Origin of the sequence: Shewanella sp. WXL01 (genome assembly GCF_012263345.1) — a bacterium.
In the GTDB taxonomy this organism is placed as follows: domain Bacteria; phylum Pseudomonadota; class Gammaproteobacteria; order Enterobacterales; family Shewanellaceae; genus Shewanella; species Shewanella maritima.
In genome coordinates this window covers 1-15,831 of sequence record NZ_JAAIKQ010000004.1, presented here as the reverse complement: position 1 = coordinate 15,831, position 15,831 = coordinate 1, and the positions used below count along the sequence as shown (strand labels likewise).

Sequence of the window (15,831 nt, the reverse complement as noted above, 5' to 3'; positions counted from 1 at the left end):
TAACAAAAACTCGTGCGGTAATTTGAGCTAGCCCTAAGTGGCAAATAAAATACAGCATCTCGTTTGGAGATTTGCCGCTGTTATAGGATAGCTATGTCTGATGCCACTGAATCTATGAGCCTGTGTGAACTAATTGAACACATTGAGGAAACTCATCACCAATTTGTTCGCCTTAATGCGCCTAAAATTGTGGAACTTGTCAATCTGCTATTAAAAAAGCATGGCCACATTGAACCCAACCTCAAACCCCTGCAGCTAACAGTTCAGGCGCTAGTAGAAGAAATGATGCCTCACTTGATGAATGAAGAGCGTATTTTATTCCCAGCAATTAAAGCGATGGAAGCTGGCGAGAAGTTAGATAACAGCTTTGGCGATATTGGCAATCCAATTAGTAATATGGAACATGAGCACAAACACTCAGGTGAGTTACTGCTCAAAATCCGCAAGTTAAGTAACAACTACCAAGCACCAGAACATGCCTGTGAGCTTTGGATTAACTGCTATCAGGCATTAAAAGAGTTTGATATTGATCTGCAAGCACATATTGCTATCGAAAACGACGAGCTATTTAGCCGCACCATGCAGCAGTCCTAATAGCTTCAAGGTTACATAAGCTGTAATACCAATTAGCACAAGTATTTGCTCATTCTTACTGGTTAAAAGCGCTTATAACTTCGTTAGAAACTTTGTAGGTAGAACAACTAGCTAGCTGCAATTTCCGCCTTGTTCTAAGCGATTTTCCCTGCGTAATCTCTGATCACTTATTTATCCCAATTGGTATAAAAGCCTAACGCACAATAGTTTCAAGTTGCTGTAATTCAGAAAAGCTAAAGGTTGGTAGTAGACCACTTCCAATTGACATCGATTCATCACGGCCAAAAGCAGGGTTCAACCAGGCAGCCTGCGCATTCACCCCTCTTGCCCCTTGTACATCTGCGCTGTAGCTGTCGCCAACATGCAGTAAATCACTAGTTCGAATCCCTAAACGATCGGCACTGTATTCAAACATATCACTGCACGGTTTCATCTTTAAGCCATTGCCTGAGTGCACAACAAACTCTAGTACATCATCAAGACCAATGCGACTGGCATCGACATTACCGTTAGTAATGCCAATTAAAGGCATACGCTGTGCCAGCATTTGTAATAGCTCGAGGGTAGTTTCAGGTACGCTGAAGTTAGATCTATGAATCAAAAAATGCGCTAGCCCCTGCTCAGCGCCTTTTATCGCCCTTGTTTCATCACAGCCCGCTTGTCGCAATCCAGCCTCGAGTGTGGCTAAACGCGCAGCGCCAGTGTCGTGTCCAAGCTCAGGCTTTAGCGCAATCAACTTCATTTTTAATGCACGCCAGTCACCGAACTCCCAGCTTGCGACCTCAGGATAGTTGTGCTGTAAAAAACTAAGCAGCTCAGATTCAGCGGCGATGATATACGGCTTGTTGTTATACAAGGTATCGTCAAGATCGAAACTGATCGCTTTAAAGGGGCGTAACGCTTGGTAAAAGTGCATTAAACTCTCCACAGGGTTAGGACTAAAATGACAAATTCTAGGTGGCGCTGCCCATACTTAAACTAAAACAACAAACTAAACACTATTTGCGCTTACGCGCTCTGGGGTGAGCACCGTCATAAACTTTAGCAAGGTGTTGGAAGTCCAAACTGGTATAAACCTGAGTCGTCGATAGGTTTTCATGGCCTAATAACTCTTGAACTGCACGTAAATCTTGACTGGATTCAAGCATATGAGTTGCAAATGAGTGGCGTAGTTTGTGCGGGTGCACTTTGACTCCAAGCGCTTGCTCCTGCCCCCATTTTTTCATCCTAGCTTGAATACTACGGTGCGATAAACGTGTGCCCTTTTGGCTGAGAAATAAGGCATTTTCACCTTCAACAACAGCGAGTAAACCTCGGCTAGTTAACCAGGCTTTTATGGCGCTTATAGCTTTGCTGCCAATCGGTAGCAACCGCTGTTTATCACCCTTACCCTGTACCTTTACCTCGCAGGCCGACAAATCTATATCGCCACAGTCAAGCGCTGCCAGCTCAGCTAAACGTAAGCCGCTGGAGTAAAACAGCTCCATAATGGCTTTATCGCGCAGGGCTAGTGGGTCGTCTTGGTCGATGTCGAGCAAATGACTCACGGCATCGACATCCATGTTTTTTGGTAAGGGTTTAGCTTGCTTAGGTGCGCTGAGGTCATCAGCCGGATTCACGCTGATTTGCTCACGCTTAAGCAAAAAAGCAAAGTACTGCTTAAGCGCCGACAAACATAAAGACAATGAGCGTGGGTTTAACCCTTTTCGGTGCAATTTTGCGATAACACCTTGAATATCATGACGAGAAGCTTGCTCTAGCAACACTGACTCAGGCAGTATTTCCCGCGCCCGCTCGAGCTCGAATAAGTAATTACGCACAGTGTAAGAAGATAACTGACGTTCTGATTCAAGATATTGTTTGTAAGCGTGTTGCCAGTCCATAGTCGCGAGCGATTGCAATGTTGTATTGTCATTTAATGCTGTAAAAACAACAAAGTCCAGCAATGCTGGACTTTTAATGTATTAACTGCAGGCTTTACGCACGATAAAGATCAACTGGCACTATAACTTAGGTAGCATGTGCGCTAATACCCGTCTAATTTGGCTAAACAATAGCGAGTCCATTTCTGGCCTAAAGTGAGCCGGATCTTTACTGGCAATAGCAAAAATCACCTGTCCATTCGCCGTAGATAAGCGGGTTAATGCCACAGAGCCGACTTCATCCCCAAACAAGCGCTTAGCTTCCGACTGGGTAATGCGCCCAAAATAGTAGTCGTCACGAATACGGTTTCGCCAGATTTTAGCAAGCTCGCTGTCAGCATCACGCACACTAATTAAACGCACATGACTGAAGTTAAACTCGTCCTTTAAGCTGCGAGATAACAGCTGACGCAGCTCACCTAAGTCGTGGCATTCAAGTAGGTCAAAGCAAAGCTTGGTATTAAATTCAAATATCGCTTCATTACGGGTGGCGATATTCATCAGCGAGGTAATTTCTTCCTCAAGTTGGCTGACGCGCTGAGTCAAAATTTGCTGACGACGCTCCACCAATGACACCGCTCCGCGCTCATGGTGCGGTACGCGCATCGCCAATAATAGTTCTGGGTAGCGATTGAAAAAATCTGGGTTGTCGAGCAAATATTCACGGATCAGTAACTCATCAAATGGCTGCTCGCCTTGCTCGAGAATACCTTGTTCAAGATTAATCGTTAAATCCTGGCCCACAGTGTTAATGTCCTTGGCCTGCTCACTAATAATGGAGTTAGCGCTGTTTTTATTCATATCCGTATCTTGTTGTTTATCGCTTTTGTCCGCTGGAGATTTTGACCGACTCATAGCTGAATATGCCCGTCATATACGTGCTCAGCAGGTCCTGTCATCCACAAAGGTTTACCTTCGCCATCCCAGCTAATATTTAATTGTCCACCAGGCAAATCTACTTTTACCTGCCTGTCTAACTTACCTTGTAGCTGACCAATCGCCACGGCTGCGCAAGCGCCTGTGCCGCAAGCTAGGGTTTCACCCGCACCGCGCTCATACACCCTTAACTTAATATGACCGCGATCAATTACCTGCATAAAGCCAACATTTACGCCCTTTGGAAAGCGCTCATGATTAGTTAGCTCTGCGCCAATACTATCAACATCAGTTTCACTAATGTCATCCACCTCTACCACACAATGCGGATTACCCATGGAGATAGCGCCGCACAAGAAGGTTTGCATTGGCGTTTGCAAAAGGTAGGTTTTCTCAGTGCGCTTGGCTTTAAAAGGAATGCGATTAGGGTCGGTTACAGGCACGCCCATGTTGACCGTTACCTTGCCATCGCGCTCAATACGCAAAGTGATTTTGCCTGAGCTAGTGCTCACGCGGATTTTGGGCTTTTGAATTAAGCCTTTGTTACGTACAAAGCGGGCAAAACAGCGAGCGCCATTGCCGCATTGCTCTACTTCGCTACCGTCAGCATTAAAAATGCGATAGTGAAAGTCTAAATCTGGGTCGTAAGGAGGCTCAACCAGCAAGAGTTGGTCGAAGCCGACGCCAAAATTGCGGTCAGCTAAACGGCGAACTTGCTCTGGCGAAAAAAACACATTCTGAGTGACGCCATCAACTACCATGAAGTCGTTACCCAAACCGTGCATTTTTGTAAAGTGGATCAATCTGCCTTCCTTTTATATTTACTGATTTCTTTAGCTGTTAGCGTTAACGGCTGCTTTCAGCTTACGCCATTAACGCATATTAGCGCTTAGCTTGCCTTGGCGCTATGGTAACAGTTGCTCACCTTGCCATAGCTGCTCTACATTTTCCCGTGCACGAATAACATAATGCTTATCTTTATCGACCATGACTTCAGCAGCGCGTGGGCGTGAGTTGTAATTAGATGCCATGGTAAAGCCATAGGCGCCACTTGAGCGCACCGCTAAATAATCACCTGATTGCACAGCTAACTCACGCTGCTTACCAATGAAGTCACCCGTTTCACACACTGGGCCAACCACGTCATAGGTCAAGGTTGGTGCATCGCTGCGCTCAACAGCAATAATATTTTGCCAAGCGCTATATAAAGATGGGCGAATTAAGTCATTCATTGCGCCATCAACAATTGCAAAGCGCTTGTCGCTATTTTCTTTTAAATACAGCACTTGAGTAACAAAAATGCCGGCATTAGCTGCAATGGCTCGCCCTGGCTCAAAGATGAGCTTAAGTGGTCGGCCATTTAGGCGCTCTAATAGCGCTGCGGCGTATTTGTCTGGGTGCGGCGGCGTTTCATCATCATAAGTGACACCTAAGCCACCACCAACATCAAAGTGTTTAATCTCAATACCTTGCTCGGCTAAACGGTCAATCAATGCCAGCATTCTATCCATAGCATCAAGGAAAGGCTGAATTTCAGTAAGCTGTGAGCCGATATGGCAATCAACACCTTTCACCTCAAGGTTGCTAAGCTCGGCTGCGCGAGCAAATACTTGCTCAGCTTCATCCATTGAAATACCAAACTTATTCTCTTTCAGTCCGGTAGAAATATAGGGGTGCGTTCCGGCATCTACATCTGGGTTAACCCTTAGTGACACAGGCGCGACTTTACCTAAACGCCCTGCAACTAGGTCAAGCTGCTCAAGCTCGGCAGCTGACTCTACGTTAAAGCAGTAAATGCCAACGTTAAGCGCTTGTTCCATCTCGGCGACCGTTTTACCAACACCAGAAAACACCACCTTGGCTGGGTCACCACCCGCTTGTAACACGCGAGATAACTCACCACCTGACACAATATCAAAGCCACTGCCAAGGCGCGCGAGTACGTTAAGTACCGCAATATTGGAGTTCGCTTTAACCGCATAACAAATGAGGTGTGGATGATCTTTTACTGCGCTATCAAACGCATGCCAGTGTCGCTCTAACGTTGCGCGAGAATAAATATATAAGGGTGTACCATGTTTTTTAGCTAGCTCTGCCACCGGACAGTCTTCAGCAAATAGGGCATTTTGTTGGTAACTAAAATAATCCAAGGTACAACTCCTTCTCGTTGTTATTTATTGGTACATCACAGTGGAATTTGGCGGGCGTAAGATAAACCTTATTGCTCGGTTTGCTCTGATTTTTCTTGCGCTTTTTTAGCCGTATCGGCATCTGACTGAGCTTGTTGATTAGCCTCCGGTGCTGCAGGAATATACAAATCACCTTTTTGTCCGCAGGCCGTCATCAACACACTAGCAAGCAATATCGCAAAAAGCAGTTTCATTTTTCTCAACATCTGTTCATCAAGTACATAATAGCCTTATAATCGCATTCATCACGCAGAAAGCAAAGGATAGAAATGCATGGCTATGACAGATACTGAATTTCATCAACTCGCTGATGAAATGTTCGAAAGTTTAGAGACGGCCATCGAGAATGCCATCGACGAAGATGACGCCGATGTTGATATTGATGCCAGTGGTAATGTTCTGCAATTAACGTTTGAAGACCGCTCACAAATCGTGATCAACAAACAAGAGCCATTACATGAAATTTGGATTGCGACTAAGTTTGGCGGTTACCACTTCGGCTTTGAAGATGGCAAATGGCTAGATACCCGTAATAACTTAGAGTTTATGCCATTTGTGTTAGATTCAATCACTAAGCAAAGTGGTATTGTGCTCTCGCTTTAGGCTTGCAAACAGCAATAGACTAAAAATGGGCAGCCCACTAAAATGCGCTGCCCAAATCTTCCTCACTAATGCCAAATGGCACCACTCGTAAATCACCCTCAACCCGTTTTAACTGGAAAAACTGCGGCATATTAAAGTAGTGCTTATCAATAGTTGATTGTGCCTGAAACACATATTCGCGGCTCTTTTCTATCACTAGTTGCGACATGGACTGCTCTGAGTGCTCACTATGAATTAGCTGATTGTGCTCATCGACTAAAAACACATCCAAAATATCGCCGCGTTGGCGCAGGAAGAACTGCTCTGCACCAAGAGTAATGTATTGCAGCACTACACTTGGTAAGCTAGATAGAGGATCATCACCAAGGTCCGGGCGTGGCAACAGTACAGATTCAGGGCAAGCTGGCTGAGAGTAATTGTGGAATTTAGCAAGCGGCTGATCTTCTAGTTTTTTATAAACCATGCCTCGTGAATTAAAGTACAAGCCATAGCGTGACTTACCTAACTGCAACGGATACATCATGGTATTGGTGACGCCCACTTGCTTAATTAACGACTGACAATCATTAAACACTTGAGATAGCTGCGATTTAATATGGCTATTGAGCTTACTGGCACAGGATATAACCGTTAGCTTAACGTCCTCTGGCGCACTTTTTATACCGAGAGCAACGTAAGAAATCGCTTCAAGCAAATCTTCACCCTGGGCGAACTGATGACTTTGCCATTCGCCCCAACTGTTGAGACAAATGATGTTTACGTCACCTAGCATATTGTTTTTTGCCGGCCCAAGTGCCAACGGCGTGGCATTCATATAATCAAGCATGACTTCCTGGCCGCGCCAAGCATCTGTTGGGTCTTGCTCTAAATTGGCCACCACAATCACTTTTTTAAAGTAACACGGCTGGCATAAATCACGCTTAGAGACTTTTGGTTTAAGCGACATAGGTACAATGAGCTGTTTTGATAATTGACCCAGTTTATCTTTGCGCTTTTTACTGCGTTCAAACTCAAGCCAACGTGTATCCTCAGTAGCAATACCATTCATTGCAGCCCATGCCATCAGCGCGCATACATTATCCGCTTTCGCGAGCGCAGAATCATTCATAAAGCTGTATTTGCTAACATGCTCTCGGTACAAGTAATACTGATTTTGTTTAGCAGACTTGACTATGGTTAATTGCTTCTCTTGTACCTGTTGGCTCCACAATGGATTGAGCGGCAACAACTGATGTTCATCTTCGCTAAAAAATGCGTGTAGTTTACGAGCAAGCAAACCTAATTCTTCTACACGCAAGGTGTCACTCAGCTCATGTTTTGAAGCAAACTGCAACAAGGTTCTATAGCTAGTCAACAGCAATTCATTAAGCTGCTGATTAAACCACTTTAACTGACCTGAGTGCCAATTGGCACTGTCATCTAACGTAATAAGCAAGCTGTCTGGCCAGTTCCAACCATCAACCATCAACCGCATTGTTTGTCTACGCCAATCCTGCTCACCTTGAGTATTGTCTGATAATCGAATACCACACTTTAAATAAAAACAGCGCCTGACAATTTCAAGGCGTCGGATATCTCGCTTGTTAAGTAAATACGTTTCAATTCGCAAATAAAGCAAAAGGTATGCATCGTTATTACTAGAAAAATCGCCTCCGAGGCAGCGCTGCCAGATTTCCTGTGTAATAAGAAAGTTATTGGGATAATCAGCAGTGTAGGTTTCAAGCAAAAGTACTTTTAGCAGCGCCTTATGCGGCTTTTTCAAACTCTTATAAAGCTGCCATAGCGAGGCACCAAAATACTCGCTAGCAGGTAAAGCAAGCACTTCACCTAAAAACAGCAAATGTTCTGTCGGCTGATTGATTGCACAAGCATCTTGCCACCACGCCACAGTTTTACCAGCCAAACGAATGTGAGTGCGATAAAACTCTTCAAGCAGTAACCAATGCTGACTTGAACCACTGTGCTCAATGCCAAGAGAATGGGTCGCGCTGCTATATTGCTCGTCTATAAACTGCTTTGGATGCACTAAATAAAAGTTAACTTCAAAACCAGCATCGGCAAACCACTGACTGATAAGCCTTGCTTTGTAATCTATTGAGGCTAAATCTAGCTCACTAAGCTCTTGCGCATGCACCAACCAAACATCCACATCACTTTGGGGGTTTTGCCCAAAGCTCGCAGTGCTGCCCATAGCGTAGATTCCCTCAAACGCCCAGGGCTGTTTGCTAGACTGATATACTCGTGGCCAGTTAAATTGCGCAAACAAGTCACTTGCTTCTTGGCTATGGCAATAATTGGCGACACCCAAAGGCGTAGTTGGACTATGAAAACCGGGAAGGTAAGCCTGGTTATACTGAAATAAATGCGGGATGAGCTTAAGAAGGCGCGCTTGTTGTTCAGGCAAAACTTGTTCGACCCGAGATAAACGAGTCTGATTAAGTTGCTCTGCAATGTCAGAATAACTTTCCCACATCAAAGGCTTGGACAATTGTTGCTTCCTTCTATCAACTGCAGTCGCCAGTAACAAGCGCTCAAAATATGATCTACATCAACAATATTAATGAACTGTGATCATCCTAACAGTTATTTTTGATTACGCCAGTAATTGAGACAAAGATCACACTTTTATCCAGCATCGACTTCAAACATTTGCTGCGCGCCTGTGACAGGAAGCCTAAGGCAATGTTAGCATTATTGAAATTACCCGATTTTGATGGAATGTATTGGTATGTCTGAAAACCTGATCCGTATTGCGACCCGCAAGAGCCCGCTAGCTATGTGGCAAGCCGAATTTGTTAAAGCTGAACTAGAGCGTATTCACCCAGGCCTTGTAGTTGAATTATTACCAATGAGCACTAAAGGTGATGTCATTCTTGACACACCTTTAGCAAAAGTTGGCGGTAAAGGACTATTCGTTAAAGAGCTTGAAGTCGCTATGCTTGAAAACCGCGCCGATATTGCGGTTCACTCTATGAAAGACGTGCCAGTTGAGTTTCCTGAAGGTTTAGGTCTTGAAGTCATTTGTGAGCGTGAAGATCCACGTGACGCTTTTGTATCAAATGCTTACAAATCAATTGATGAGTTACCACAAGGTGCTGTAGTCGGTACATCTAGCCTACGTCGCCAATGCCAAATTCGCGCATCGCGCCCAGATCTCGTAATTAAAGATCTTCGTGGCAATGTGGGTACTCGCTTAGCTAAGCTAGACAGCGGCGACTATGACGCAATTATTCTTGCTGCTGCCGGCCTTATCCGTCTAGAGCTTGAAGAGCGTATCGCTAGCTTTATTTCTGCTGAAGAGTCTCTTCCAGCTAATGGTCAAGGCGCTGTCGGAATTGAGTGTCGCACCGATGACGAGCGTGTTAAAGCGCTACTTGCACCACTTGAGCATCTCGAAACGCGCTACCGCGTGCTATCAGAGCGTGCGATGAATACTCGCCTTGAGGGTGGTTGTCAGGTACCGATTGGTGCTTACGCTGAAATTTCAGGTGACACCCTAACCCTGCGTGGTTTAGTGGGTAATCCTGATGGTAGTCAGGTAATAGAAGGCAGCGTAGCAGGTGATAAAACCAAAGCTATCGAGCTTGGTGAGCAGCTAGCTGATGATCTACTAAGCCGCGGTGCTAAAACTATTCTAGATGCGGTTTACAACAAGTAATCGCCATAGATGAAAGTCTTGCTAACGCGCCCTGAGGGGCGCAATCAAGCCATGGTTGAGCAATTAACCCAACGCGGTATTGCTCACCTTGTAACGCCTATTATTGAGGTGGTTAGCTCAAACATCGTGCCGTCTGAAGCAAGCCTCAATCACGCTGATATAATGATTTTTATCAGCACCAACGCTGTTAGTCACGCTGCTAACCTTTGTAAACTTCCCACCCATTGCCAGTATTATGCCGTTGGTCAGGCAACCTTTGATGCACTTAGCGCTTTAGGTATCCAAGCTGAACAAGCACCGATAGACGCACAAGACAGCGAAGGCCTGCTAAGCTTGAGCTCACTTGCGAGTATTGAGGGTAAATCAGTCATCATCGTTCGCGGTAATGGCGGGCGTGAAACCTTGGCAGAGCAGTTAAAGCATAGAGGCGCTAAAGTTGACTACTGGGAAAGCTACGTGCGCAAAGCAATTGACCATAAGAAACCTACAGTTGCCAAGGCATGGATTGACTTTGGGATTGATACTGTCGTGGTGACCAGTGGCGAGATCTTAGCAAACTTAGTGAATCTATTAACAAAAGAACAGTTTGCATGGCTGCGCTCATGTCATATCATTGTTCCAAGTACGCGAGTAAAAGAACAAGCTCTTCAACTTGGGTTAGACAATATTTCCAATGCTAATGGCGCAAGCACCCAAGCGATACTAGCTCATATATAATAAAACTCCTCGACGTTCTATTTGTGCCGCAAATTACTTATTTTGCTTCAAGGACAGTTCATGGATAACAACAAGCCCCACTCTACTGCCAAAGATGACAAGAGCGAAGCACTTGAATCTAACGCTCAAGCATCAGAGTTAGAGCAAGCTGCTTCTCAATCTTCAACCAAAGATACTGGCCCAGAGGCTTCTACTACTAAAGAGGCTTCTCAACAAGTGGAAACTTTTCAGCAAAGTGAACCACAGCCATCGCAAGCTGAAACAGTTCAAACAAGTGAATCTGGTGCCCCTGCAGCAGAGACGACAAATAGCGCAGCTAAGACCCATATTGGCGTGAAGTTCAGTCTATTTTTACTGCTAATTATTGCAGTTGCTGCTGGCGGATTATCAGCTTGGTTGTGGATGAGCTTGCAACAACAAAATGAAGCTAGCATGCAGCTGCAACAACAAGTAAGTGCACAAGCGGCGCAGATTAATCAAGGTCAAAAGCAGCTTAACAATGCCCTTAATGCGACTCAGCAGCAACTCAGTCAATTGCAAAAACTTCAGCAAAACGACTCAAAGGCATATGGTCAGCTCGCTGAGCTTGAATCAGAAACTCAGGCATTGAAAGAGCGTGTGGCAGTTGTCGCCCGTCGCAGTCCTAATCATTGGATGGCATCTGAAGCAGAGTATTTAGTTAGAATGGCTGGCAGAAAGTTATGGCTAGAGCGAGATCCAGTGACTGCTGCAGGCTTACTAGAAGCCGCTGATGAACGAATTAAGTCTATGCGAGATCCTGCGTTAATGCCTCTGCGTCAGGCATTGGTAAAAGACATTAAAGCCACTAAATCGATTAAGTCTACTGACGTGGTTGGCACGGTTTATACCCTGGATTCAATCATCGCTCAGCTCGATCAATTGCCGCTTAACCGTGCGAAAGATTACCAGGTAAATACAGAGTCAGAGATCAGCGACAACCTAGCAGACTGGCAAACAAACCTAGCGAAAACCTGGCAAGAGATCACTGAAAGCTTTATCATCATTCGCAAACGCACCACTGATTTAGAGCCGCTATTGGCACCTGAACAGCAATGGTATCTGGTTGAAAATGTTCGTAATAAGCTCCTGCAAGCTCAGCTCGCTGTGTACAACTATGATCAAGTTAATTATCGTCAATCAATAACATTTGCCAGCAACTGGATTAAGCAATACTTCGATTTGCAAGACAGCCGCACTCAAGATGCATTAACGTCTTTAGATGCCCTAAGCACCCTAAAAATTGAAACCGCGACTCAACATAAGTTCCACTCCACCAAGTTGCTACAACAACTCATTACCTATGGCGAAATCCTCCCTGATGAGGAGACAGAGCAATGATAAAAACCCTTGCTTACGTCATTATCATCCTAATTGGCTTGTGTGCTAGCCCATTGCTGATAGGGAATTTAGGTCATGTGTACATTGCCGCCGGTGACTATCAAATTGAAACTAGCTTAGTGGTTACCATTATTGGCTTGATTGTATTTTATAGCCTACTTCAGCTCGCTGAATGGATCATTGTCGCATTACTTAACTTGTTGATACATAGCCGCTATTTGCCAGAACGCTGGCGCAAAAACGCTGCTAAAAAGCATACTCTTTCAGGCGCATTAGCTCTAGCAGAGGAAGATTGGCCAGCAGCAGAAAAAGCCATGGCAAAAGGGGCCGACAAAGGTGAGATTCCAGCCCTAAACTTGTTTGCTGCTGCGCGCGCAGCTCAGCATCAACACAAGCCACAACAGCGTGATGAATACTTGGCAAGAGCGGCGAAAGATCCTCATGCGCAAACTGCTGTCAATACCAGTCGCACTCGTTACCTTATTCAACAAGGTGACTATGTTGGTGCTCGCGAAACCTTGAGTATGCTCAGCCCCACCAGTCGTAGTAAAGCCCCCGTATTGCTACTTGCCAAGGACTTGTACTTGCAGCAAGAGGATTGGCAGGCGTTAAAGTTACTATTGCCAATACTTAAAAAGCGTAAGCTTATTGAACCAGATGCATTAGCCAAACTTACTAGGAAAACTGACTGCGCTTTGATTGGTGACGCTGCTCGCGAGAGCGAAGCTGAGTTAGATAAATGCTGGCATTGGCTATCGAGTGCTGAAAAGAAAATCCCGGAAGTATTAACCCTATACCTGATGGGTTTATGCCGCTACGAGCGCAAGACTGAGGCGATAAAGCTGCTCAATAAAGCAATAAAATCAGGACTATCGGAATCTTTACTGGCTGCAATTCCAAAGATTGCGAATGCTGAAGATGACAGCGTAAGAAAGCAGCTTCAAACTCAAGCCGATGCAGAAGATGCTAATCCATTATTCCATCAATGTATGGCGATACTCGCCGCGCAAACTCGCGATATAAAGCAAGCCAAAGTGCATTGGAAAAAAGTATGTGAATTATCCCCGAACAAAGATGCTTGGCTGTCATTAGCGCAAATCCATGAGCAACTTGGAGATAATGCAAATGCCATGTATTGCTATCGAAAAGCGGCAAAAAGCTAAATAAACCATAACTTTAAAAAAACCTGCTGATTTGAAGCAGGTTTTTTTATACCCACATAAAAAATACTCCATTTTAGTTAGTACTAATGGGTATCGCAAAAATCAATCAAAAAATAAAGTCAATCAGCTACTTACAGCACTTACCCCCATAGTCAATAAATTGACCAAAAGCCGATCTTTAGTTAAAATTGTAAGATTAAAGTTATACAAAATCACATCCTATATAACATTGCTGAAATACGAGCATGTTTTCATTGATTTTTTATAAGCATTATTGATTTTTTATTGCGGTTGGGAGCAACAAAAATGGGATCTGTAACGACGTCTAAAGCAGGTGTTTTATCAAGTGCTGAAGGAGCGGTAACTATCGCCCTTGAGTTTGGCACAATTGAACTTTCTCCGGGAGATAGTATCCCAGCGGGTTCGAATTTAGCCTTTGACGATAGCCAATCTTTCACCATTTCTTTTGAAGATGGCACAGTGTTCAACTTCCCAGATGATGAAGTGCCAGCGCAGGCAGGCGACGCAGCTCCACTTGAAGATTTAGCTGCGCTAGAAGAAATCGCCGAGCTACAAGCTTTAATTGCCTCAGGTGAAGACCCAACTCTCGACCTACCTGAAACGGCCGCTGGCCAGACTGCTGCTGGTAACCAAGGTGGCACTAGCTACAGCCCGCTGGAGCGTAACGCTCAAGAAACCCTAGCCCAAGCAGGTTTTGATACCCAAGGCATTGCCAACCAAACTTTCACTCAGCCGACAGACACGACCATCATTGAAAACGATATCCCAACCATCGTTAGCAATGACACCGTGACTATTGCTGAAGACCAAATCGCAACCGGTAATGTGTTAGACAATGACTCAGACGCTGACACAGAACTCACCGTCGTTTCTTTTGAAATTGACGGTGAAACCTATCCTGCAGGAACTGAAGTTGAGATTGATGGCGGCACCATCATCATCAACGAAGATGGCAGTTTTATTTTTACCCCTAATGAAGATTTCAACGGGGAACTGCCACCTATCGGTTACGAAACTAACACTGGAGCGACAGGTGAACTGATCATCATTGTCACTCCTGTTGACGACCCGTCAGAGCTTAGTAACGACAGCAACATTATCGCTGAAGGCGAAGTCGCATCAGGCAATGTGTTAGATAACGACTCAGATGTTGATAACGATTTATCGGTAGTGTCGTTTGAAATCAACGGCGAAACCTACGCAGCTGGCAGTGAAGTGACCCTTGACGGCGGCGTGCTAGTTATCAATGAAGATGGCTCTTACACCTTCACCCCAAATGAAAACTGGAACGGCACACTGCCGGTTATCACCTACACCACTAACACAGGTGATACTGCAACATTGACCATTGAAGTCACCCCAGTTGACGACCCAGCTAATCTTGTTGATGACAGCAACATTATCGCTGAAGGCGAAGTCGCATCAGGCAATGTGTTAGATAACGACTCAGATGTTGATAACGATTTATCAGTAGTGTCGTTTGAAATTAACGGCGAAACCTACGCAGCAGGCACTGAAGTCACCCTTGATGGCGGCGTGCTAGTTATCAACGAAGATGGCTCTTACACCTTCACGCCAAATGAAAACTGGAACGGTACACTGCCAGTTATCACCTACACCACTAACGCAGGTGATACTGCAACATTGACCATTGAAGTCACCCCAGTTGACGACCCAGCTAATCTTGTTGATGACAGCAACATTATCGCTGAAGGCGAAGTCGCATCAGGCAATGTGTTAGATAACGACTCAGACATCGACACAGATCTGTCTGTCGTGTCATTCGAAGTGGATGGCAATAGTTACGCAGCCGGCACTGAAGTCATCCTTGACGGCGGCGTGCTAGTTATCAACGAAGATGGCTCTTACACCTTCACCCCAAATGAGAACTGGAACGGCACACTACCAGTTATCACCTACACTACAAACACTGGCGATACTGCGACACTGACCATCGAAGTGACCCCAGTTGACGACCCAGCTAATCTTGTTGATGACAGCAACATTATCGCTGAAGGCGAAGTCGCATCAGGCAATGTGTTAGATAACGACTCAGATGTTGATAACGATTTATCGGTAGTGTCGTTTGAAATCAACGGCGAAACCTACGCAGCAGGCACTGAAGTGACCCTTGACGGTGGCGTACTGGTTATCAACGAAGATGGCTCTTACACCTTCACGCCAAATGAAAACTGGAACGGCACACTGCCAGTTATCACCTACACCACGAATACCGGTGATACTGCAACACTGACCATTGAAGTCACCCCAGTTGACGACCCAGCTAATCTTGTTGATGACAGCAACATTATCGCTGAAGGCGAAGTCGCATCAGGCAATGTGCTGGATAATGATTCAGATGTTGATAACGATTTATCGGTAGTGTCGTTTGAAATCAACGGCGAAACCTACACCACGGGCACTGAAGTGACGCTTGATGGTGGCGTACTCGTTATCAACGAAGATGGCTCTTACACCTTCACGCCAAATGAAAACTGGAACGGCACACTGCCAGTTATCACCTACACCACGAATACCGGTGATACTGCAACACTGACCATTGAAGTCACCCCAGTTGACGACCCAGCTAATCTTGTTGATGACAGCAACATTATCGCTGAAGGCGAAGTCGCATCAGGCAATGTGCTGGATAATGATTCAGACATCGACACAGATCTGTCTGTCGTGTCATTCGAAGTGGATGGCAATAGTTACGCAGCCGGCACTGA

At 45.2% G+C, this 15,831-nt stretch carries 14 protein-coding genes; 7 read left to right on the top strand and 7 right to left on the bottom strand.

All coding sequences use genetic code 11. The features are described from left to right. The first annotated feature begins 93 nt into the window (after nt 1–93). Entirely contained in the window at nt 94–594 is a 501-nt protein-coding gene (locus tag G3R49_RS11555; RefSeq protein WP_167869765.1) for a hemerythrin domain-containing protein, read from the top strand. A 193-nt stretch (nt 595–787) separates the two neighbouring features. Here G3R49_RS11555 and G3R49_RS11550 read toward each other — a convergent pair whose 3' ends face one another. The 6 genes from G3R49_RS11550 to G3R49_RS11525 all read right to left on the bottom strand — a co-directional run bounded on the left by G3R49_RS11550 (nt 788) and on the right by G3R49_RS11525 (nt 5,775). Next, nucleotides 788–1,510: an HAD-IA family hydrolase gene (locus tag G3R49_RS11550; RefSeq protein ID WP_167869764.1), complete on the bottom strand. Its 723-nt coding sequence runs from the start codon at nt 1,508–1,510 to the stop codon at nt 788–790. Between the two features lie 82 nt (nt 1,511–1,592). Next, a complete protein-coding gene (xerC, locus tag G3R49_RS11545; protein ID WP_130600693.1) occupies nt 1,593–2,477 on the bottom strand; it encodes a tyrosine recombinase XerC in 885 nt (294 codons plus the stop codon). 120 nt (nt 2,478–2,597) lie between these two features. Then, nucleotides 2,598–3,371, bottom strand: coding sequence for a DUF484 family protein (locus tag G3R49_RS11540; RefSeq protein WP_242620206.1), 774 nt, complete (start codon nt 3,369–3,371; stop codon nt 2,598–2,600). Beyond that, nucleotides 3,368–4,195 carry a diaminopimelate epimerase gene (gene dapF / locus G3R49_RS11535; RefSeq protein ID WP_130600691.1) on the bottom strand — a complete coding sequence of 276 codons (828 nt, stop codon included), beginning with the start codon at nt 4,193–4,195 and terminating at the stop codon, nt 3,368–3,370. The genes G3R49_RS11540 and dapF overlap by 4 nt, the downstream gene beginning before the upstream one ends. Nucleotides 4,196–4,297: 102 nt before the next feature. Further along, on the bottom strand, nt 4,298–5,542 hold the full coding sequence (gene lysA, locus G3R49_RS11530) for a diaminopimelate decarboxylase (RefSeq protein WP_167869763.1): 1,245 nt from the start codon (nt 5,540–5,542) through the stop codon (nt 4,298–4,300). Nucleotides 5,543–5,610: 68 nt separating this feature from the next. After that, entirely contained in the window at nt 5,611–5,775 is a 165-nt protein-coding gene (locus G3R49_RS11525) for a lipoprotein (RefSeq protein WP_210147203.1), read from the bottom strand. A 79-nt stretch (nt 5,776–5,854) separates the two neighbouring features. Here G3R49_RS11525 and cyaY point away from each other — a divergent pair, with 79 nt between their 5' ends. After that, complete coding sequence (cyaY, locus tag G3R49_RS11520) at nt 5,855–6,184, top strand: iron donor protein CyaY (protein ID WP_130600685.1); 330 nt, start codon at nt 5,855–5,857, stop codon at nt 6,182–6,184. A 37-nt stretch (nt 6,185–6,221) separates the two neighbouring features. Here cyaY and G3R49_RS11515 read toward each other — a convergent pair whose 3' ends face one another. Next, complete coding sequence (locus G3R49_RS11515; RefSeq protein WP_245335354.1) at nt 6,222–8,672, bottom strand: class I adenylate cyclase; 2,451 nt, start codon at nt 8,670–8,672, stop codon at nt 6,222–6,224. A 240-nt stretch (nt 8,673–8,912) separates the two neighbouring features. Here G3R49_RS11515 and hemC point away from each other — a divergent pair, with 240 nt between their 5' ends. From hemC to G3R49_RS11490, 5 genes are all read left to right on the top strand, one after another. Then, nucleotides 8,913–9,842, top strand: a complete 930-nt coding sequence (gene hemC / locus G3R49_RS11510) for a hydroxymethylbilane synthase (RefSeq protein ID WP_167869761.1) — start codon at nt 8,913–8,915, stop codon at nt 9,840–9,842. Nucleotides 9,843–9,851: 9 nt separating this feature from the next. Further along, on the top strand, nt 9,852–10,559 hold the full coding sequence (locus tag G3R49_RS11505; protein ID WP_167869760.1) for a uroporphyrinogen-III synthase: 708 nt from the start codon (nt 9,852–9,854) through the stop codon (nt 10,557–10,559). A gap of 60 nt (nt 10,560–10,619) precedes the next feature. Continuing rightward, nucleotides 10,620–11,918 (top strand): uroporphyrinogen-III C-methyltransferase, encoded by a 1,299-nt coding sequence (locus tag G3R49_RS11500; RefSeq protein WP_167869759.1) that lies wholly within the window; start codon nt 10,620–10,622, stop codon nt 11,916–11,918. Further along, entirely contained in the window at nt 11,915–13,081 is a 1,167-nt protein-coding gene (locus G3R49_RS11495; protein ID WP_167869758.1) for a heme biosynthesis HemY N-terminal domain-containing protein, read from the top strand. Before G3R49_RS11500 ends, G3R49_RS11495 begins: the two co-directional genes overlap by 4 nt. 306 nt (nt 13,082–13,387) lie before the next feature. Further along, a partial coding sequence (locus tag G3R49_RS11490; protein WP_167869757.1) for a retention module-containing protein occupies nt 13,388–15,831 on the top strand: 2,444 nt, incomplete at its 3' end.